This is a genomic window from Peribacillus sp. NPDC097284 (genome assembly GCF_044761765.1).
GTDB lineage: Bacteria > Bacillota > Bacilli > Bacillales > DSM-1321 > Peribacillus.
On sequence record NZ_JBIWCZ010000004.1, the window covers coordinates 289,631 to 305,611 of the forward strand.

General features: G+C 40.5%; 16 protein-coding genes and 1 riboswitch. Of the genes, 7 read left to right on the forward strand and 9 right to left on the reverse strand.

Going from position 1 to position 15,981, the window contains the following annotated elements; all coding sequences use genetic code 11:
* Nucleotides 1-1,431, forward strand: coding sequence for a sigma-54-dependent transcriptional regulator (locus tag ACIQXU_RS11310; protein ID WP_402989298.1), 1,431 nt, complete (start codon nucleotides 1-3; stop codon nucleotides 1,429-1,431).
* Between the two features lie 52 nt (nucleotides 1,432-1,483).
* Here ACIQXU_RS11310 and adhP read toward each other — a convergent pair whose 3' ends face one another.
* The gene (adhP, locus tag ACIQXU_RS11315) at nucleotides 1,484-2,497 is read right to left on the reverse strand and encodes an alcohol dehydrogenase AdhP (protein ID WP_402989412.1); all 1,014 of its coding nucleotides are present in this window, start codon (nucleotides 2,495-2,497) and stop codon (nucleotides 1,484-1,486) included.
* Nucleotides 2,498-2,771: 274 nt separating this feature from the next.
* Here adhP and ACIQXU_RS11320 point away from each other — a divergent pair, with 274 nt between their 5' ends.
* On the forward strand, nucleotides 2,772-3,068 hold the full coding sequence (locus ACIQXU_RS11320; protein ID WP_402872134.1) for a DUF3892 domain-containing protein: 297 nt from the start codon (nucleotides 2,772-2,774) through the stop codon (nucleotides 3,066-3,068).
* Between the two features lie 158 nt (nucleotides 3,069-3,226).
* On the opposite strand, the gene ACIQXU_RS11325 is transcribed toward ACIQXU_RS11320, so the two are convergent.
* Together ACIQXU_RS11325 and ACIQXU_RS11330 are read right to left on the reverse strand one after the other, a co-directional pair.
* Nucleotides 3,227-4,039 carry a hypothetical protein gene (locus ACIQXU_RS11325; RefSeq protein ID WP_402989301.1) on the reverse strand — a complete coding sequence of 271 codons (813 nt, stop codon included), beginning with the start codon at nucleotides 4,037-4,039 and terminating at the stop codon, nucleotides 3,227-3,229.
* A 101-nt stretch (nucleotides 4,040-4,140) separates the two neighbouring features.
* A complete protein-coding gene (locus ACIQXU_RS11330) occupies nucleotides 4,141-4,650 on the reverse strand; it encodes a YbaK/EbsC family protein (RefSeq protein WP_402958553.1) in 510 nt (169 codons plus the stop codon).
* Between the two features lie 163 nt (nucleotides 4,651-4,813).
* Nucleotides 4,814-4,858, forward strand: a riboswitch (PreQ1 riboswitch).
* A 6-nt stretch (nucleotides 4,859-4,864) separates the two neighbouring features.
* Between ACIQXU_RS11330 and ACIQXU_RS11335 the strand changes: the two genes are divergently transcribed.
* The 5 genes from ACIQXU_RS11335 to ACIQXU_RS11355 all read left to right on the forward strand — a co-directional run bounded on the left by ACIQXU_RS11335 (nucleotide 4,865) and on the right by ACIQXU_RS11355 (nucleotide 10,495).
* On the forward strand, nucleotides 4,865-5,350 hold the full coding sequence (locus ACIQXU_RS11335) for a QueT transporter family protein (RefSeq protein WP_402872143.1): 486 nt from the start codon (nucleotides 4,865-4,867) through the stop codon (nucleotides 5,348-5,350).
* Between the two features lie 112 nt (nucleotides 5,351-5,462).
* Nucleotides 5,463-6,122 (forward strand): TVP38/TMEM64 family protein, encoded by a 660-nt coding sequence (locus ACIQXU_RS11340; RefSeq protein WP_402989304.1) that lies wholly within the window; start codon nucleotides 5,463-5,465, stop codon nucleotides 6,120-6,122.
* A 107-nt stretch (nucleotides 6,123-6,229) separates the two neighbouring features.
* The gene (locus ACIQXU_RS11345) at nucleotides 6,230-7,861 is read left to right on the forward strand and encodes an ATP-binding protein (RefSeq protein WP_402989307.1); all 1,632 of its coding nucleotides are present in this window, start codon (nucleotides 6,230-6,232) and stop codon (nucleotides 7,859-7,861) included.
* Between the two features lie 325 nt (nucleotides 7,862-8,186).
* Nucleotides 8,187-9,815: a copper resistance protein CopC gene (locus ACIQXU_RS11350; protein WP_402989310.1), complete on the forward strand. Its 1,629-nt coding sequence runs from the start codon at nucleotides 8,187-8,189 to the stop codon at nucleotides 9,813-9,815.
* A 20-nt stretch (nucleotides 9,816-9,835) separates the two neighbouring features.
* Nucleotides 9,836-10,495 (forward strand): YcnI family copper-binding membrane protein, encoded by a 660-nt coding sequence (locus ACIQXU_RS11355; protein ID WP_402989313.1) that lies wholly within the window; start codon nucleotides 9,836-9,838, stop codon nucleotides 10,493-10,495.
* Between the two features lie 46 nt (nucleotides 10,496-10,541).
* Here ACIQXU_RS11355 and ACIQXU_RS11360 read toward each other — a convergent pair whose 3' ends face one another.
* From ACIQXU_RS11360 to ACIQXU_RS11385, 6 genes are all read right to left on the reverse strand, one after another.
* The gene (locus tag ACIQXU_RS11360) at nucleotides 10,542-11,519 is read right to left on the reverse strand and encodes a S8 family peptidase (RefSeq protein ID WP_402989316.1); all 978 of its coding nucleotides are present in this window, start codon (nucleotides 11,517-11,519) and stop codon (nucleotides 10,542-10,544) included.
* 297 nt (nucleotides 11,520-11,816) lie between these two features.
* Nucleotides 11,817-12,323 (reverse strand): SEC-C metal-binding domain-containing protein, encoded by a 507-nt coding sequence (locus ACIQXU_RS11365; protein WP_402872160.1) that lies wholly within the window; start codon nucleotides 12,321-12,323, stop codon nucleotides 11,817-11,819.
* Nucleotides 12,324-12,506: 183 nt separating this feature from the next.
* Nucleotides 12,507-13,127, reverse strand: a complete 621-nt coding sequence (locus ACIQXU_RS11370) for an AmiS/UreI family transporter (protein ID WP_402872163.1) — start codon at nucleotides 13,125-13,127, stop codon at nucleotides 12,507-12,509.
* A 204-nt stretch (nucleotides 13,128-13,331) separates the two neighbouring features.
* Entirely contained in the window at nucleotides 13,332-13,901 is a 570-nt protein-coding gene (locus tag ACIQXU_RS11375) for a nitroreductase family protein (protein WP_402958575.1), read from the reverse strand.
* Nucleotides 13,902-13,914: 13 nt separating this feature from the next.
* Nucleotides 13,915-15,087, reverse strand: a complete 1,173-nt coding sequence (locus ACIQXU_RS11380; protein WP_402872169.1) for a toxic anion resistance protein — start codon at nucleotides 15,085-15,087, stop codon at nucleotides 13,915-13,917.
* Nucleotides 15,084-15,737, reverse strand: coding sequence for a 5-bromo-4-chloroindolyl phosphate hydrolysis family protein (locus ACIQXU_RS11385; protein WP_402989319.1), 654 nt, complete (start codon nucleotides 15,735-15,737; stop codon nucleotides 15,084-15,086). Before ACIQXU_RS11385 ends, ACIQXU_RS11380 begins: the two co-directional genes overlap by 4 nt.
* Between the last annotated feature and the right edge of the window lie 244 nt (nucleotides 15,738-15,981).

Here is a 15,981-nt window from a genome sequence, read left to right on the forward strand (position 1 = left end):
ATGATTCATTTACTTGTAGTGGACGATGAAAAAGAGGTGGGTACCTTTTTATCCCGGCTTTTTACGATGAAAGGATACAACGTACACGTCATACATAGTGGAAAGGACTTTTATGCAATCGATTTTAATCAGGAGCATTATGATGCTGCGATGATTGATTTGAAGCTTCCCGATTGTGACGGCCTTTCCCTTTTACAACATCTCAAACAAAAACAACCTCGTTGCAAGGCACTCATCATGACTGGTTACAGCACAGTCAAGACCGCCGTCCGCGCAATGAAACTTGGCGCAAGTGATTATATGGAAAAACCCTTTGCCGATATTGAGATATTAGAAAAGCAGATTGAAAACCTCCTGAATGAAAACACGGATGTGAATCAGCATTTCTTTCAGAAACTGGCCAGGGACTCCGGTCTCATCGTCGGTGAAAGTGTCATAATGAAAGAACTGACAGAAATGGCGTTCAAAGTCGCTCAAAAATCGGTTAATGTCTTAATAGAAGGGGAAACGGGAACGGGTAAAGAGGTGCTCTCCCGCTTCATTCACTCAGCAAGCCCGCGTAACCACGAGCCCTTTATCGCGATTAATTGTGGAGCCATTTCAGAATCCCTGCTTGAAAGTGAATTATTCGGCCATGAAAAAGGCGCATTCACCGGTGCAACCCAACAACGAAAAGGCTTTTTTGAAATAGCCGGAAATGGAACCCTTTTCCTTGATGAAATTGCTGATGCCAGTCCAGCCATCCAAGTCAAGCTTCTGCGGGTCTTGGAAACTAGGGAATTTATGCGGGTCGGAAGCAGTGGGACATTACGGACCAACGCACGATTGGTAGCTGCCACTAATGAAAATCTTCAGCAAGCAGTAGAAAACAATAAGTTTCGGGAGGATCTATTTTACCGCCTGAATGTTGTCACTCTTGAAGTACCAGCATTACGTCATAGAAAAGAGGATATCCCTCTCCTTGTCGAGCATCTGGTCGAAAGGAATGGTCAGGCAGATGTATCCTTTTCACAAGAGGCTATCGAAAAATTACAGCTATACGACTGGCCCGGAAATATACGTGAGCTATCTAATACCGTGATGAGAACCTTAACCCTCGCAGATCATGGACAGGATATCACTGCGGACGATATCGTTCTCCCTACCCATCAGGTCATTTCACCCAAGAAACAAGCTACAATGGATCTTCACTCTCCTGAAAACCCTCTCGAAGAATGGCGGAAGAAACTTGTAGCCGATTTTAATGAAAAAGATGAGCTGACGCTTGAAAACATACTCTTGGAAATCAAACAGTTCGAATCTACCATCGAAAAAGAGCTCGTCCTGCAAACCCTTCAAAAAACGTATGGAAACCGGAATGAAGCCGCCAAGCGCCTACAGATTTCAATGAGGAAATTACGTTATATACTAAATGAAAAAAAACATACCTGACTCGTATATGAACAAGGGTGCCCCCATTAATAGGACACCCTTTCATTTGTTTCTATTCCAATGTTAAAACGATACGACCGTTAATTTCACCCTTTTCCATCATTTTAAACACATCATTGATTTCATCAAGCGGTCTTGTTTCAATATTCGTCCGTACTTTTCCATCTGCCGCAAATTGAAGAGATTCTTGTAAATCTTTTCTTGTACCAACGATTGAACCTCGCACCGTTACCCCATTTAATACCGTATCAAAAATAGGGATAGGAAGTTCATCATTCGGCAATCCGACCACGACGAGTGTTCCGCCTCTTTTGACTGAACTGTAAGCCTGTTCAAATGCTTTTTTCGTTACGGCAACAGAAATAGCTGCTTGTACGCCACCAACTTTATCCTTAATTGCTTGAACGGGATCATTCTTCAACCCATTCACTGTATAATCCGCTCCTAGTTCTTTTGCCAGCTCAAGCTTATCATCTTGAATATCGACGGCAATGACATTGAATCCCATCGCCTTCGCATATTGAAGCGCAACATGCCCAAGTCCGCCAATACCATAGATTGCGACCCAGTCCCCTGGTTTTGCTTCTGAAACCTTAAGCGCTTTATACGTCGTCACACCTGCACAGAAAATTGGGGAGACCTCGGCAAAATCTAGCCCTTCCGGAACCTTGACAACATATTTTGCCGGTGCCTTACAATATTCCGCATATCCTCCGTCCACCGAATATCCTGCATTCAGTTGATCCAAGCAGAGCGTTTCACGGCCCGTCAAACAGTATTCACAGTCGCCACATGCCGAATAAAGCCATGGAATCCCTACTCGGTCACCGACTTTCAATGTTGTGACGCCCTCTGCTACCCTCTCGATAATCCCTACTCCTTCATGTCCAGGAATAAGCGGGAGCTTTGGCTTCACCGGCCAGTCGCCATGTGCTGCATGTAAATCCGTGTGACATACGCCACATGCCTTAATTTTAACTAAAATCTCACCATACTCTAAATCCGGAATCGGTACATCCTTTATTTCAAGCTCTTGTTTAAATTCATTGACGACCGCTGCCTTCATTGTTTTAACATCCTTCAATGTTTTCGATTCCACCGTACTTGTCCCCTGATTTACATTCATGATTCTATTCCTCCCTTAGGTCCGTGTTTTTCTCACTTCCACTTATTTATAATGCAAGTGCCATGCCAAACAGAAAAGTGCAATCAAGTTAGGTTCAAACATAAATCCTAGCCGAAAATTCGGCCCATTATGACAGAAATCCGGCTCAATGATGACGAAAACCAGTTCGTATATTGCTGGAAAAATGGTTCACCCTATAAAGAGGAGGTGTACAATGGACACATTTGAAGAAGCCTATGAATCCTACAAACAACAAGGAACGCCACAAGCGAACCAACAAGGTGGGAACGACAAAGAAGAAATTGTCGCCGTACGGAAGAATGAAGAGGATAATATCATCGCCATCAAGACAAATACCGGAAGGGAACTGGACTATCCCACCGCTCTTTCAGAAGCCAAGGCTGGTGCACTCGCAAACGTAGATGTCTTTCATAAATATGGTCGGGACATTTTGCGAAGTGAGCCTGATGGCATTAAAGAAAATAATCTGGATGAACTGCCTGAATTTTAAAGACCGAGAAAAGCTGCCTTCCATTCAGGCAGCTTTTTTCCGCAACAAAAAAAGAACCGCATACTAACAGGTTCTCCTAACGACTTCCTCAAGGTTTTCCGGGATATTGAAAATGGAGCAACCAGCACTCTCCCTTTTTCTCCAATCCTTCTATCTGTTTACCATTCATAATGATAGGACTCAGATATTTCCAGCAAGCGGCCACAGATTTCGACCACTTCTATGATTTCAATCCAAGACATATCCATCCCAAGTTCATTAGCATGCGAAATCTTATCCCGTAACTTCCTGATGGCATTGGCATCTTTCTTCCCTTTACTTTTGGATGGGATTTGAAAAAATGTTCTCAACTCTTTATCTTTATGAATAATGTCGAATTTATCGCTAATTTGTAGACATTCAATTAAATTAATCTCCTCATTTTTCTCCATTCTCCTTTCATATAATTCACTTGCCTTATGTAGACGATCCTCACTAATCATCGGATACCAGCTTTCACCCCCGAATCGATGCATGATAATATCACTAAGTCTCATTTCCAATAAAGTGATATAGCCAAAAATCAGCATCCTGATTGGTGGTTTTTGGAGGTCGGCATGCGTGATTAACTTTTTGATTGAATTATTCTCTAACACGAATACCCTCGTTTTCTTCTTAAAAATGCCTAACAATTGGATCAAGGGCGTTGAATCCGATACAAGTTCCCTTGGGGAAAAGAGCTTCATATAATCCGAAATGTTCCCTTCGCCAAGTTCATGTCTATCGATATAACCAACGATTTCCCCCTGGTCTTTCACGGCCAATGTATCAAAGTGTTTTTCCTCCATTACATTTTTGATATCAATGGCCGATTCATCTTTTCCACAAAACTCAAACTCTTGGGCTATGCTTCTGACCGTGATATTTTCCTCATATAGATTTTTAAGACTGTGATAACTACTATTATTGTTTTTGTACTCTACATTGGACATCCATGACCCTCCATCATTAGCATTCTATCCTAATTCATTAGAACCTAATAACTCCCCACTATCAGAAATAAGTCCACATGAAGTGGACTTTATTCCTTCATTCAAATGATATGTTTCTGCATATCTTCATTCACTTCTTGTTCCCAGTCCTTGCAAACATCTACCCAGTCCTTTGCTTTTGAGAATTGAAATAAATCCCCGAGTGAAAGTTCAATGGCTGAGTTCGCGCTCCCGCAAGCCGGGAAAACTGTCTCAAACCGTTTCATCGAAACATCCAAGTAAACATCCAGTTCATTTGCCAATCCAAATGGGCAGACACCCCCGATTGCATGTCCGGTCTGTTCAAGAACTTCTTCTGGAGATAACATCCTTGCCTTGAACCCAAACATTTTCCGGAATTTCTTATTATCGACTTTCGCATCTCCAGCGGCCACGACCAAAATTGCTTGGTCTCCTTCTCCCCTAAATGACAACGTTTTGGCAATGCGCGCGGGTATAACCCCGATTGTCTCCGCAGCTTGGTTTACTGTGGCACTAGATGTTTTGAATTCCATCACATCATGTTCCCTGTTCCATTGTTTAAAGTGGGCCCTAACACTCTCGATTGACATTTACTTTCATCCCTTTCCTTTAACTCTTTTTATGAATCGTACCATTCTTCACTATAGTAAAGCAAAATCTCTTTCCTTTATTCTAAATATTCAATATTTCGCATAAAATCTTGAAATTGACGAAAGAGGCCAAAATACGATACTATTAAACTTCGGGCAAAAGCCTAACGTGGTTCGTAACCATCCCACGATAAAAAACTAGGGAGAGAAAAATATGAATATTCGTACGCTCGCGATAAATGGTCTATTGGCTGCCATCTATATCGCTGTCTCATTCGTGCTTCAGCCGATTATGTTTGGGGTGCTTCAATTCCGCATTCCCGAAATGTTGAATCATCTTATTGTATTTAATAAGAAATATATATCCGGCATAGTCGTCGGTGTGTTCATATCGAACCTTTTCTTTTCACAGTTAGGGGCATATGACTTGATTTTTGGGGTCGGGCAATCTCTGATAGCCTTATTGCTTGTCATCTTTTCTTCCCGTTTCATAACGGGCATTAAGGGTCGAATGGCCATGACCATCATCATATTCACGGTTACGATGTTCCTAATAGCCATAGAATTGAATCTAGTCTTAGGATTGCCATTCTTAATAAGTTGGGCAACAACAGCAGCCGGGGAATTCCTCGTCCTACTGATCGGGGCACCCATCATTTATATGATGAATAAAAGAATTCAATTTGGAAAGTTGCTTTGAACTCACTGTGCATAAAGTAAAAGAACATTCTATATTCAAAGAGCTGTCTGCTACATGCAGCGGCTCTTTTTTTCAACCATACTCAAAAAAATTGATAAATGGTGGTGACTTTTTGCAGAAAAAAATACTGATGTTACTCGTCCTTCTGATTGTAGTAACATTCATCGGGCTAAATTCAGAATTATTCACGATGATTTGGAATAGCGACTTGGAATCCGTGATAGCCATATTGACAGAAAATCTCCTTCTTACCTTTGTAGTGACGTTCGTTTTGATGATCATTCAGAACTCCTTTACTGTCATCCCCCTGATTTTACTTTTAACAATTAATGTAACGATCTTTGGCTTTGCATTCGGGTATCTATGGAGTTGGTTAACAAGCGTGGTCGCGTCAGGAACCATTTTCTATGCTGCCAGGCACTGGTTCCAGTCATTGATTTTAAGAAAGATGGGTACCGACTCGCAGGATTCCGTCAAGGATCATGGGTTTATGTATGTCTTTACCGGTAGAATTTTCCCTTTCATACCGACAAGTTTAATAAACCTTGCAGCTGGAGTTAGTTCCGTCACCTTCAAAGATTTCTTAATGGCAACAGCATTAGGCAATCTCATCTACTTCTTCTTTCTCTCTTTAATTCCATATGGAATTCTTTCCGTAGAGATGAATCAATATACATTGATTGTACTCGGTTTCCTGCTCTTAACCTTTTTCCTTATCTACAAGCGCTTCAAGAAAAAAAAGAACCTATCACTCTTTAAGAAAAACAGGTAACCTTGCTGCCTGTTTTTTTGTGTGGAATCGTATATTTTCAGCCAATAGTTTGTTAAAATGTGTATGTATTTCAGCTTTGAAATGTCGGAGAATTCAGGGAGACCCATATGCCGAGACGTATCATATTAGTAATCTACATTCTTTCTGGAATGACCACATTACTTGTTTTCAATTACTATTTAATGAATTCCTTGAATACTAAAGAGGCGTTCCTTCAACTCCAGCGAGCAGAAGGGTTCATCTTTGTCCTATTAATCGGTTTGATTTTATTTCTCTACTTATCTAAAAGAGAAGAGTTCAAACAACTAAAAGAAGAAGAACAACTTCGAAGTACCCTTATTAACTCAATGGTAGACTTTGTGAATTTTAAGGATGGAGAAGGTAGATGGCTAGAATCGAATACGTTTGGACTTCAGTTATTCCAATTGGAGAATGTGGACTATAAAGGAAAAAAAGATAGCGAGCTTGCCGAGTACTCCCAATTCTACAGAGATTCATTGATTTACTGTGAAGATTCCGATCAAGAAACATGGGCAATGAAGAAGATTACGCGTTGTGAGGAGAATATTCCACTGCCAAACGGTCATTTTAAGACCTTCGATACCATCAAAGTCCCATTATTTCATGAAGATGGTTCACGAAAAGGGTTAGTAGTCATAGGTAGGGATATTTCAGAAAGAATTGCCGCGGAAAGTCAATTGCTTGCTAGTGAACAGCGTTATAAGTCTTTGTTTGATCACAACCCTTCCCCCATGTTAATGCTTGATTTGAAAGGAACCATCACAAACGTCAATCCAAGATTTGAAACCGTCACTGGATTCCGTAAAGGTGAAGTTCAAGGGGACCCTTTTATTGATTTGGATTTTTCCGCAGAAGCTAAAGAGCTCATCCAATCATCCTGTCAATATGTCGTGGAAAATCAGAAGGGGATTAAAAAAGGAAAAGATATAGCGCTTGTTACCAAATACGGGAATTCCATTTTACTTTCTTGTACTTTTGTTCCCATGTTAGTGGGCAAAGAATTAGCCGGTATCATTACGTATGCAAAAGACGTAACACAAATTCGTGAAACAGAAAGACGCTTACGAAAATCCGAGAAACTTTCGATCATCGGTGAACTTGCAGCAAGTGTTGCTCATGAAGTGCGCAACCCTTTAACGTCCTTAAAAGGGTTCGTTCAACTCCTGAAAAAAAACGACCAACCCCATGATCAATATTACACCATCATGCTTAGCGAATTAGACCGAATCAACTTAATCGTTAGCGAATTGCTTGTCCTAGCAAAGCCTCAGGAAATCATGTTCAGTCAAAATCAGATCGTAGAATTGATCGATGAAGTCAGAGCCTTGCTTCTTGTAGAAGCCGATTCTTCTTCCGCTCAAATTTCTATCGAGGTAAAAAACGATATACCGCTTATTTTATGCGAAGCAAACCAGCTGAAACAAGTATTCATCAACATGGTCAAAAATGCTCTGGAAGCAACAGCATCCCATATTTCGATAGAAATTGAGCATATTAACCATTCCATTTCCGTTACAATCAAGGATAATGGCTGTGGAATCGAGAAAGATCGCATGAAACATCTCGGGGAGCCCTTTTTTTCATCTAAAGAAAAAGGGACTGGGCTTGGACTGACCGTAAGTTGCCGAATTATCGAAGCGCACCAAGGAAAAGTACACTTTAGTAGCAAACTAAACCATGGTACCGAAGTTAAAATTGAATTGCCGATATATAAATAGGATAAGTACTTGTTTACTTGTCCTATTTTGTTGTGTTCGGGATATAAGTAAACGTCCCCATACACACGATTGAACCGGCCAAAATCACCTTCTCGCCTTTTTTATCTTTTTCAACGTACTCCCCCCTACATTTCCTGTAATATGGTAAGGTCAGAGTACCATGGTAAGCTTAATTATTTCTTAATGATGCATAATAGGAAATAGAATAATTAGCTTATAGATCAAGAAAATGTAGAGAGATTCTCTTCATTTTTTCACTGTTATTTCACATTTTCATTTTATACTAGTTCATAGAAGTACTAAGAAAGGTTGCTGGCACAACAAAATGAAGAATTACATATGGCTGTTCGTCAGTCTACTTGCCTTGTTTATCTTACCGGTAACGGCCTTTGGCCATGCATCCATTTTGAGCTCGAATCCTAGCCCAAATGAGAGCTTGGATACTATACCTGAAAAGATCAGCATTCAATTCAGTGAAACTATACAATCTTCCTTTCACTCACTTGCCATGTACAGCAAAGAGGGGAAGGAGATCCCACTTCAAGATATCCAAGTTTCAGGGAATACTCTTGAAGCTACATGGTCAAGCTCTTTCGATGAAGGGGTTTATATCATTAAATGGAGAGTGGTTTCTAGTGATGGTCACCCCATCAAAGGTACAATTCCCTTTCAATATGGGGAATCCAACATCCCATCCGATCAACTGATCGGCGAAGAACATGCAGGCTTTCCAAGTACAACACAAATAGTCCTGCAAAGCCTTCAATATCTTTGTTTTGCCGCTCTTACTGGTGCACTCTTTTTTTATTTATCATTGGTGAAACGCCCTACTCCTGATCAAATCAGCAATAGGGCCCGACGCTATATCTGGCTATCTTATACCGGACTGGCGATTTCCATTCTATTGAGTCTACCTTTAAAAGTTACGATTGACGCTGATGTAGGTTGGTGGCATGCTTTCAATGGCATCTACCTAAAAGAAGTATTACAGTCCACCCAATTCAGAAATATTTGGATGATAGAAATAGTGTTGCTAATTGCCTTACTTGTGGCAATTTTGGCTATATGGAGAAATTACTTCAACAAGGTTTCTCTCCTAACATCCTTTATCCTTATATCTGCCTTGATGGTTTGCAAGGCCTTAATCGGACATACCATGGATACAACTCATCAATACCTGGCTGTATCTATGGATTTTCTCCATGTAATGTCCATGGCATTATGGCTAGGCGGTTTATTGGCTATACTGATAATTCTTCCAAAGTCCTATAATCCGAAGCTGACTGATGTTGATAAAAAAACGTTTTATTGGTCAATCATACAGAAGTTTTCCTCATGGGCCGTTCTTTTTGTGATTGTCCTGATCGTCAGCGGACTTTACAGTAGTTTTCAACATGTCCCAACTCTTCATTCATTGCTAAATACGACATATGGACAATTATTACTCGGGAAAATCGGACTTATGTCCATCATGTTAGGGTTTGGGGCATTTCATTTACTCCGTGGGAAAAGAAAAACGAAGAAGCTGGGCCTCAGTACTGGAATAGAATTCAGCCTGGGAATCATCATTCTCCTTATTGCTGCTCTTTTAACAAATGTTCAGACAGCCAAGTCTTCTCCAGGTCCTGTAGAGAAAACGGAAATGACTGAAAATAATGATCAAGTAACTTTATCGGTGACCCCCAATGAAATCGGTGAGAACCTCATTCAAGTGGAATTAATAAATAATGAGGGCATCCCTTATACAGATATCGAACAGCTTACAGTGGTCATGGAGCCTTTAGATGAAGACACAGGGGAAGTAAAATTGCACCTTCAGGAAGAAGCAAAGGGTATATTCAAAACCAAGTCGCTTATAACCATGTCAGGAAAATGGAAGATTCAAGTTCATGGTTTAACGAAGGAACTCCACTCTATTGATGCGGATTTTGTAATAGTAGTAGGAAACTCATAATGAGAAGGGAAGAAATAAACATGAAAAATGGTACAAAGCTAATTATCGGTGCATTGGCATCTCTATTCCTCTTTGCTGGATCTGCAAATGCCCATGTCACGGTCAACCCAAGCTCTTCAGCACCTGAAGCTTGGGAAACCTATACACTGAAAGTTCCGGTTGAAAAAGAATCATCTACCACGAAGGTTGCCTTAAAGGTTCCTGAAGGCATCACCTTTTCAAGTTACCAACCAGTCCCCGATTGGAAAGTGACAACGGAAAAGGATAAAAAAGGACATGTAAAAACAGTAACCTGGGAAGCGACTGGTGATGGCATTGCTGCAGGCCAGTTCCAACAATTCACGTTCGTTGCCCAAAATCCAAAGGATGAGGCCGATATCGCTTGGGATGCATTTCAATACTATGCCGATGGGGAGATTGTCGAATGGAGTGGAGAGGAAGGTTCTGACCTACCACACTCCATAACAGAAATTACGGCAGCTTCCAAGAGCAATGAAGATTCATCAGTCCATGAACATGCCGAAGAAGGTGATCACTCTCATTCCGATTCTGTAGACAAATCGAAGTCCACAGACAAAGAAGAGAATAACGATCAAACACTGATCATCATACTTGGCCTTTTATCTTTGATCATCTCGATTATTGCCCTTACGATAGCCGCACGTAAAAATAAGAAGTAATTATTTAAGAAGATGCCCCAAAATCACTTGGGGCATCTTTTACTTATTATTCTACAACCATGGACTTGCTTGCCTCAATGGTTCTTCTCATTTCATTCTGTGCACTATGCGTGACCATCGATAAATTCAACATTCCATTTCCTTGTGCCTTCTTGCTTATCCCCAAATCTTCCGTATTTTTTACCAGTTGGGCATATAGTTCCGCCTCTGTTAATTTACGACCGAATTCTTTTTCTGAGATGATTTTCAAGAGGGCTGCAGCTCCGCTCACATGTGGTGTAGCCATTGATGTCCCACTGAGCTTAGCATACTTGCTTCCTGGATATGTGGAGAGAATATCGACACCCGGTGCCACTAAGTCAATTTCATCATTCGTATTCGAAAAATCTGCCAAGTTCCGGCTTAAGTCCACCGCCCCCACTTCCACCACTTCTGAATAAGCTCCTGGATAATCTAACTCATCCGTATCATGGCGGCCATCTCCACCGTTCCCTGCTGCACAAACGACAAGAATATCATTCTGTATCGCTTTTTGTATGAGCTGATGTTCCTTATCATCCGGGGGCCCTCCCAGTGAAAGTGAAATGACAGAGACCTTTTCACCCTGCGGCCCTTTCCAATTGATTGCATACTCCAATGCCCCATTGATCCAGTTGATATCTCCCTGGCCCTTTCCATTTAAAGCCTTCAAAGCTAGAATACTCGCTTTCGGTGCCACACCTACTACACCTACATCATTCAGGGTCGCTAAAATCGTACCACTGACATGGGTTCCATGCCCATTATCATCATGGTAATCCCCGGTTTCAGTAAAATCCCTTCCGTCAATGATTCTCTCTTTTAAATCGGGATGTTCCTTATCTATACCAGTGTCAATGACCGCAATGACCACACCTTCACCATAATTGCCTTGTTCCCATATTTCCGGTGCCTTTATAAGCTCCACACCTTCAGGAACTTTCTCATTGGCCTTTTCCATTATTTCTAACACTTTGTAAGGAATTAATCTTTTTTCTTTCGACATTTGATTACCCCTTCCTTCGTCAATAATTTGACTATCCTCGGCGAGGGAGACCTATCCCATCTGGTTGTCGTTAACCATTAAAGAGATAAAAAAGAATCTCTTCAACTTATATATACCAGATTTTTGAAAATAAAAAATAGTTTTACATAAAATTCCAACTATTTAACTACCTTTATTTCTCACTGGCCATTTACTTACTTTTTCATTATAGAACATACGTTCTTTAAATACCACTTAAATTTCCCATTTTTTTCAATAAAAAAGGCAACTTCCATTGAAGTCACCTTTTCGATATAGTTAAGCCCTGCCACAGCACTTTTTGTATTTTTTCCCGCTACCACAAGGACAAGGATCATTCCGACCTATGACAGGTTCTGTATGGACATGAGGCATTTTCGCCGCTTTTGCACTCTCCATAATGATCTGGGTACCCTTTTGCTTCATTTTTTCGTAGCGTTGTTTAAACAGTTCCATTATATCTTTGCTATATTTCAATGTATCTTCGGCGATATCCATTGCCTTTTGTTTGGAAGTATTATAATCCTCTAGAACAAATTGATTATCATGGAAAGAAACACGTATTCCAAAATGTTGCCCCGCTTGCTTATTATCTTTCTTTTCCTCAACGAACTCTAGATAGACTTCCTGGCAATCGCAAGTCTGATGCATGCAATAGTAATCATAAATCCAATACGTTTTATCTTCATACTTACTTTTTAATGCAATGCCGTTTTCAACGCCAAAGACATCCAAATATTTAATCGCTTTTCCATCAATAATTTCAAATGGATCAATCGTTCTCATCTATTAGACACATCCTAATTCATCAAAATTTATTAACCTCATTTATTGTACAACCTAAATCCTAAACCGTCACTTGAAACGAAGCCGACAAAGGCGTATCCCTATTCTTCAACTACAAAAGCTATATATATAAAAGAGGAGCAGTACCTCCGTTTATGGCAAACGGAGATACTGCTCCATGAGTTATGCTGCTATAGCTTTTGTTTTTTCTTTTTTCTTGTAAAATAATAAATAACCCAGATACCCGATGTAGATAATAGATACAACCAATACAATGGCCCAAGCTTTGTAAATGGTTTGGTTATCAAAGACACCTGTAAGGGTCAATAATGATGGAATAGTCAGTGTAACCCATGATAGTACAAGCGAAATTTTCCCGACGAATTCGGAAATGGGCAACTTCTTACAGTTGGTCAAATAGAACATTCCCCAAAGGAACGACCATAATACCCAGTTCAACCCCTTCACCATGTCACCATATTGAGCAAACTCTACGGTTGCGTACACAACGGACAAAATGGACACCCATAGTGAAAAGTACCCGAGACCGCTTCCATCCATCCCTTTTAGAATGGTTATTCCCAAGTACAAGTAGGTAAAACCAAACAAGAATATCGATGCATGTCCTAAAGACATTGCATTGCTAGGTTCTGAAACAATAATTAAATAAAACGCACCGAGCACCTGAAACGAGCCAACAAATAAATTAAATACCGCAACATTTCTTGCATCGGCTTTTCCTAACGTCATTTTTCCATTTAGGAATAAAGTCGCTCCTGCAAGAAGTAATATAATATTTCCCATATTTAAAAGAATGAACGTGTGTTCACTCTCTATGTCCCTCCTCTTTATTAACTCTGCACAAACAAAAAAGCATCACTTCATTCAACATGCTATTTTACAAACTTTTAGTTTTCTAATATAGTAATTGACCACTACTTTGATAATACCATATGTTTGTGTTTTAAATCTAATTGAAAAAAAAAAAGAAGCGTTTCCGCTTCTTGTTCATACGATCCAAGTCGTCAATTGGTCGATTGGCGTTTTTTTTGCTGGTTTGGGCTCCATATCCGGATACCCCAGATAGATAAAAGCCAGGATTTCCCCTTTGGCCGATAAACCGAAAAATTCCCTCACCTTATCATGATAGGCAATTTTACCGGTTCTCCATACCGCACCCAGCCCCAGCGAATGTGCCGTTAATAGCATGTTCTGAACAGCACTGTTGACCGCACCATACTCTTCAGTTAGCATGACATTTTTCTTATCGCTAGGTTCCATGCCTACCGCAATGATGACAGGCGCCCTCAGTGGGTTTTTCTTTGCTTTTTCCATTTTGCTTATTAGGCTCTCTGGTGTGTCATCCACATTTTCAAGTTTAGTGATTTCCTCAAAAACCTGACCAAGCTTGTTTCTTCCTTCACCCATCAGCACGAAAAACCGCCAAGGCTCCGTTCTAAAGTGATTAGGTGCATAAGTTCCGGATTCGATAATTTGTTCGATGATTTCTTTGGGCACAGGATCTTGTTTGACCAGCCCAATACTTCTTCTCGTTTTAATGGCTTCAAAAGCATCCATCGTAGATTCCCCCTTATCCTTTTATCTCCAGAAGCTTCTGCTTCAATTCATTTTCCATCACGGCAAGTTCCTGCTCAGCATGACGTCGTTTATGTCTTCCTTCTTCTTGAATTCTAAGCGTTTCTTCAAGAGTGGAAATTAAATTGGCCTGTGTATTCTTAAGCGTTTCAATGTCTACCAGCCCCCGCTCATTTTCCTTGGCGGTTTCGATCGTATTGACTTTCAACATCTCCGAATTCTTCAATAACAGGTCATTCGTCGTTTTGGATACCTGTTTTTGTGCCTCCACGGCATGACGCTGTCTGATTAAAGTCAATGCAATGGCGACCTGGTTCTTCCAAAGTGGGATGGCCGTCATGATGGAGGATTGTATCTTCTCGACAAGTGCCTGATTCGTATTTTGAATCAACCTGATCTGCGGAGCGCTTTGAATTGTGATTTCGCGGCTCAATTTCAGATCATACAGCCTTTTATCGAGTCGTTCAGCAAATTGGCGCATATCGTTGACTTCCTGGAACTTCATCTGGTCATTGCTCATCTCAGCAGATTTCTTAAGCGCAGGAATGGTTTGCTCATATAACTCTTCAAGCTTGATTTCCCCTGCTGCGATATAGACATTCAACGCTTGGAAGTACTCCTTATTCGTTTCATAGAGCTTTTCCAAGATTACAATATCCGATAGGAGTACATTCTTGCTACGATCAAGCTTGACGCTGATTCGGTCGATTTGAGCGCCTGTTTTTTGGTACTTCGAAAGGGCTTCCTGTACCGAGCCTGACAGTTTGCCGAACATTCTAGCGAAGAACGAGGGTTTTTCGGCCTTCAGTTCATCCGGGCTCAATTCGTTTAATTTCTTCATTAGATCACTGATGATGTCGCCTACCTCACCAACATCCTTCTTTTGCACATGCTCAAGCATCGAATTGGAAAAGGACAGTAGCTTTGATTGGGCCGGTGTTCCATACGATATCATGGCCTGATGATTCGTCGGGTCGATCTGTTTCGCAAGCTGATAGGCCTTCTCCCGATTCTCCTCCGGAATCACATCGATGAGTTTGACCGGCTTTGCTTCCTGTTTGGACAATGTTTCTTGCTCCTTCACCTCAGCAAAAGGATTGGCTAAAAGGTCATCCATTAAATTAGAGCTACTGGCATTATTCAACAAATCAGAATCCTTATTATTCATTTTAGCCTCCTGCTTTCCTCTATTTGTGACTCTTTGCGTGTTTTAATGGTTTGTTTTGCAACATCCAATTCAAAATTGAGGGTATCAATATCATCGGAAAGGACTTTATATAAATCTTTTTCTATCGTTTTAGTAAGATCCTTCAACGTCTTTCTAGTTTCGGTCAATGACAGTTCAAGCTCCTTGTTCTTTCTCGGTTGCTGGGCCAGAAAAACATATTTCTCTGCCAATTCCGTTGCGGAATCCAAATGAGAATAATAAAACAATTCAGCTTTATAGAACCTTTTCGGCTCTTTTTTAGTCAGACTATATATTTTCCTGATCATTTTAATCATATCCTTCCTCTGTTTGAAGGAAGAAAGGTGACGCACTGAAATAAGTGCCTTTTGAACCCGCCAGATTTTTGGCTTTGCTTCATCTATATTTTTCTTTATATATTGATATTCTTTCCTTGTAAGTTGATGTTTTTTTAAAAATCGTGAAGTGAAATAAAGTGAACCCAACCAGTAAGTGAGCCCCCCTCCGACCAGTGAAAAGACCACCGAAATCATGAAGGATTGATCTAAGGCAAATACGCTGATCAATCCCACCAACAAAGCTATCGGGGCTGCAACCAGCATAGGAACAACATCAGCAAGAAATCGATTCATTAGTATTATCCTCCTGACTTACATTCTTTTCTATATATACGGATGATCGCTACTTTAGTTTCATAACGGAAGAAAGATTTCTTCCTTACCTAAACGATATAGGAACTGGCGGATTTCTGCAAATTTATTGAAATGATTTCTTTTCCTCAAATCAGAAACCTTTCATATGAACATTCCCTAGGCAGCCATCTTTGTCACTTTCTTAACTCCCACATAGACTATTGATATCTGTCTATCCAGATTT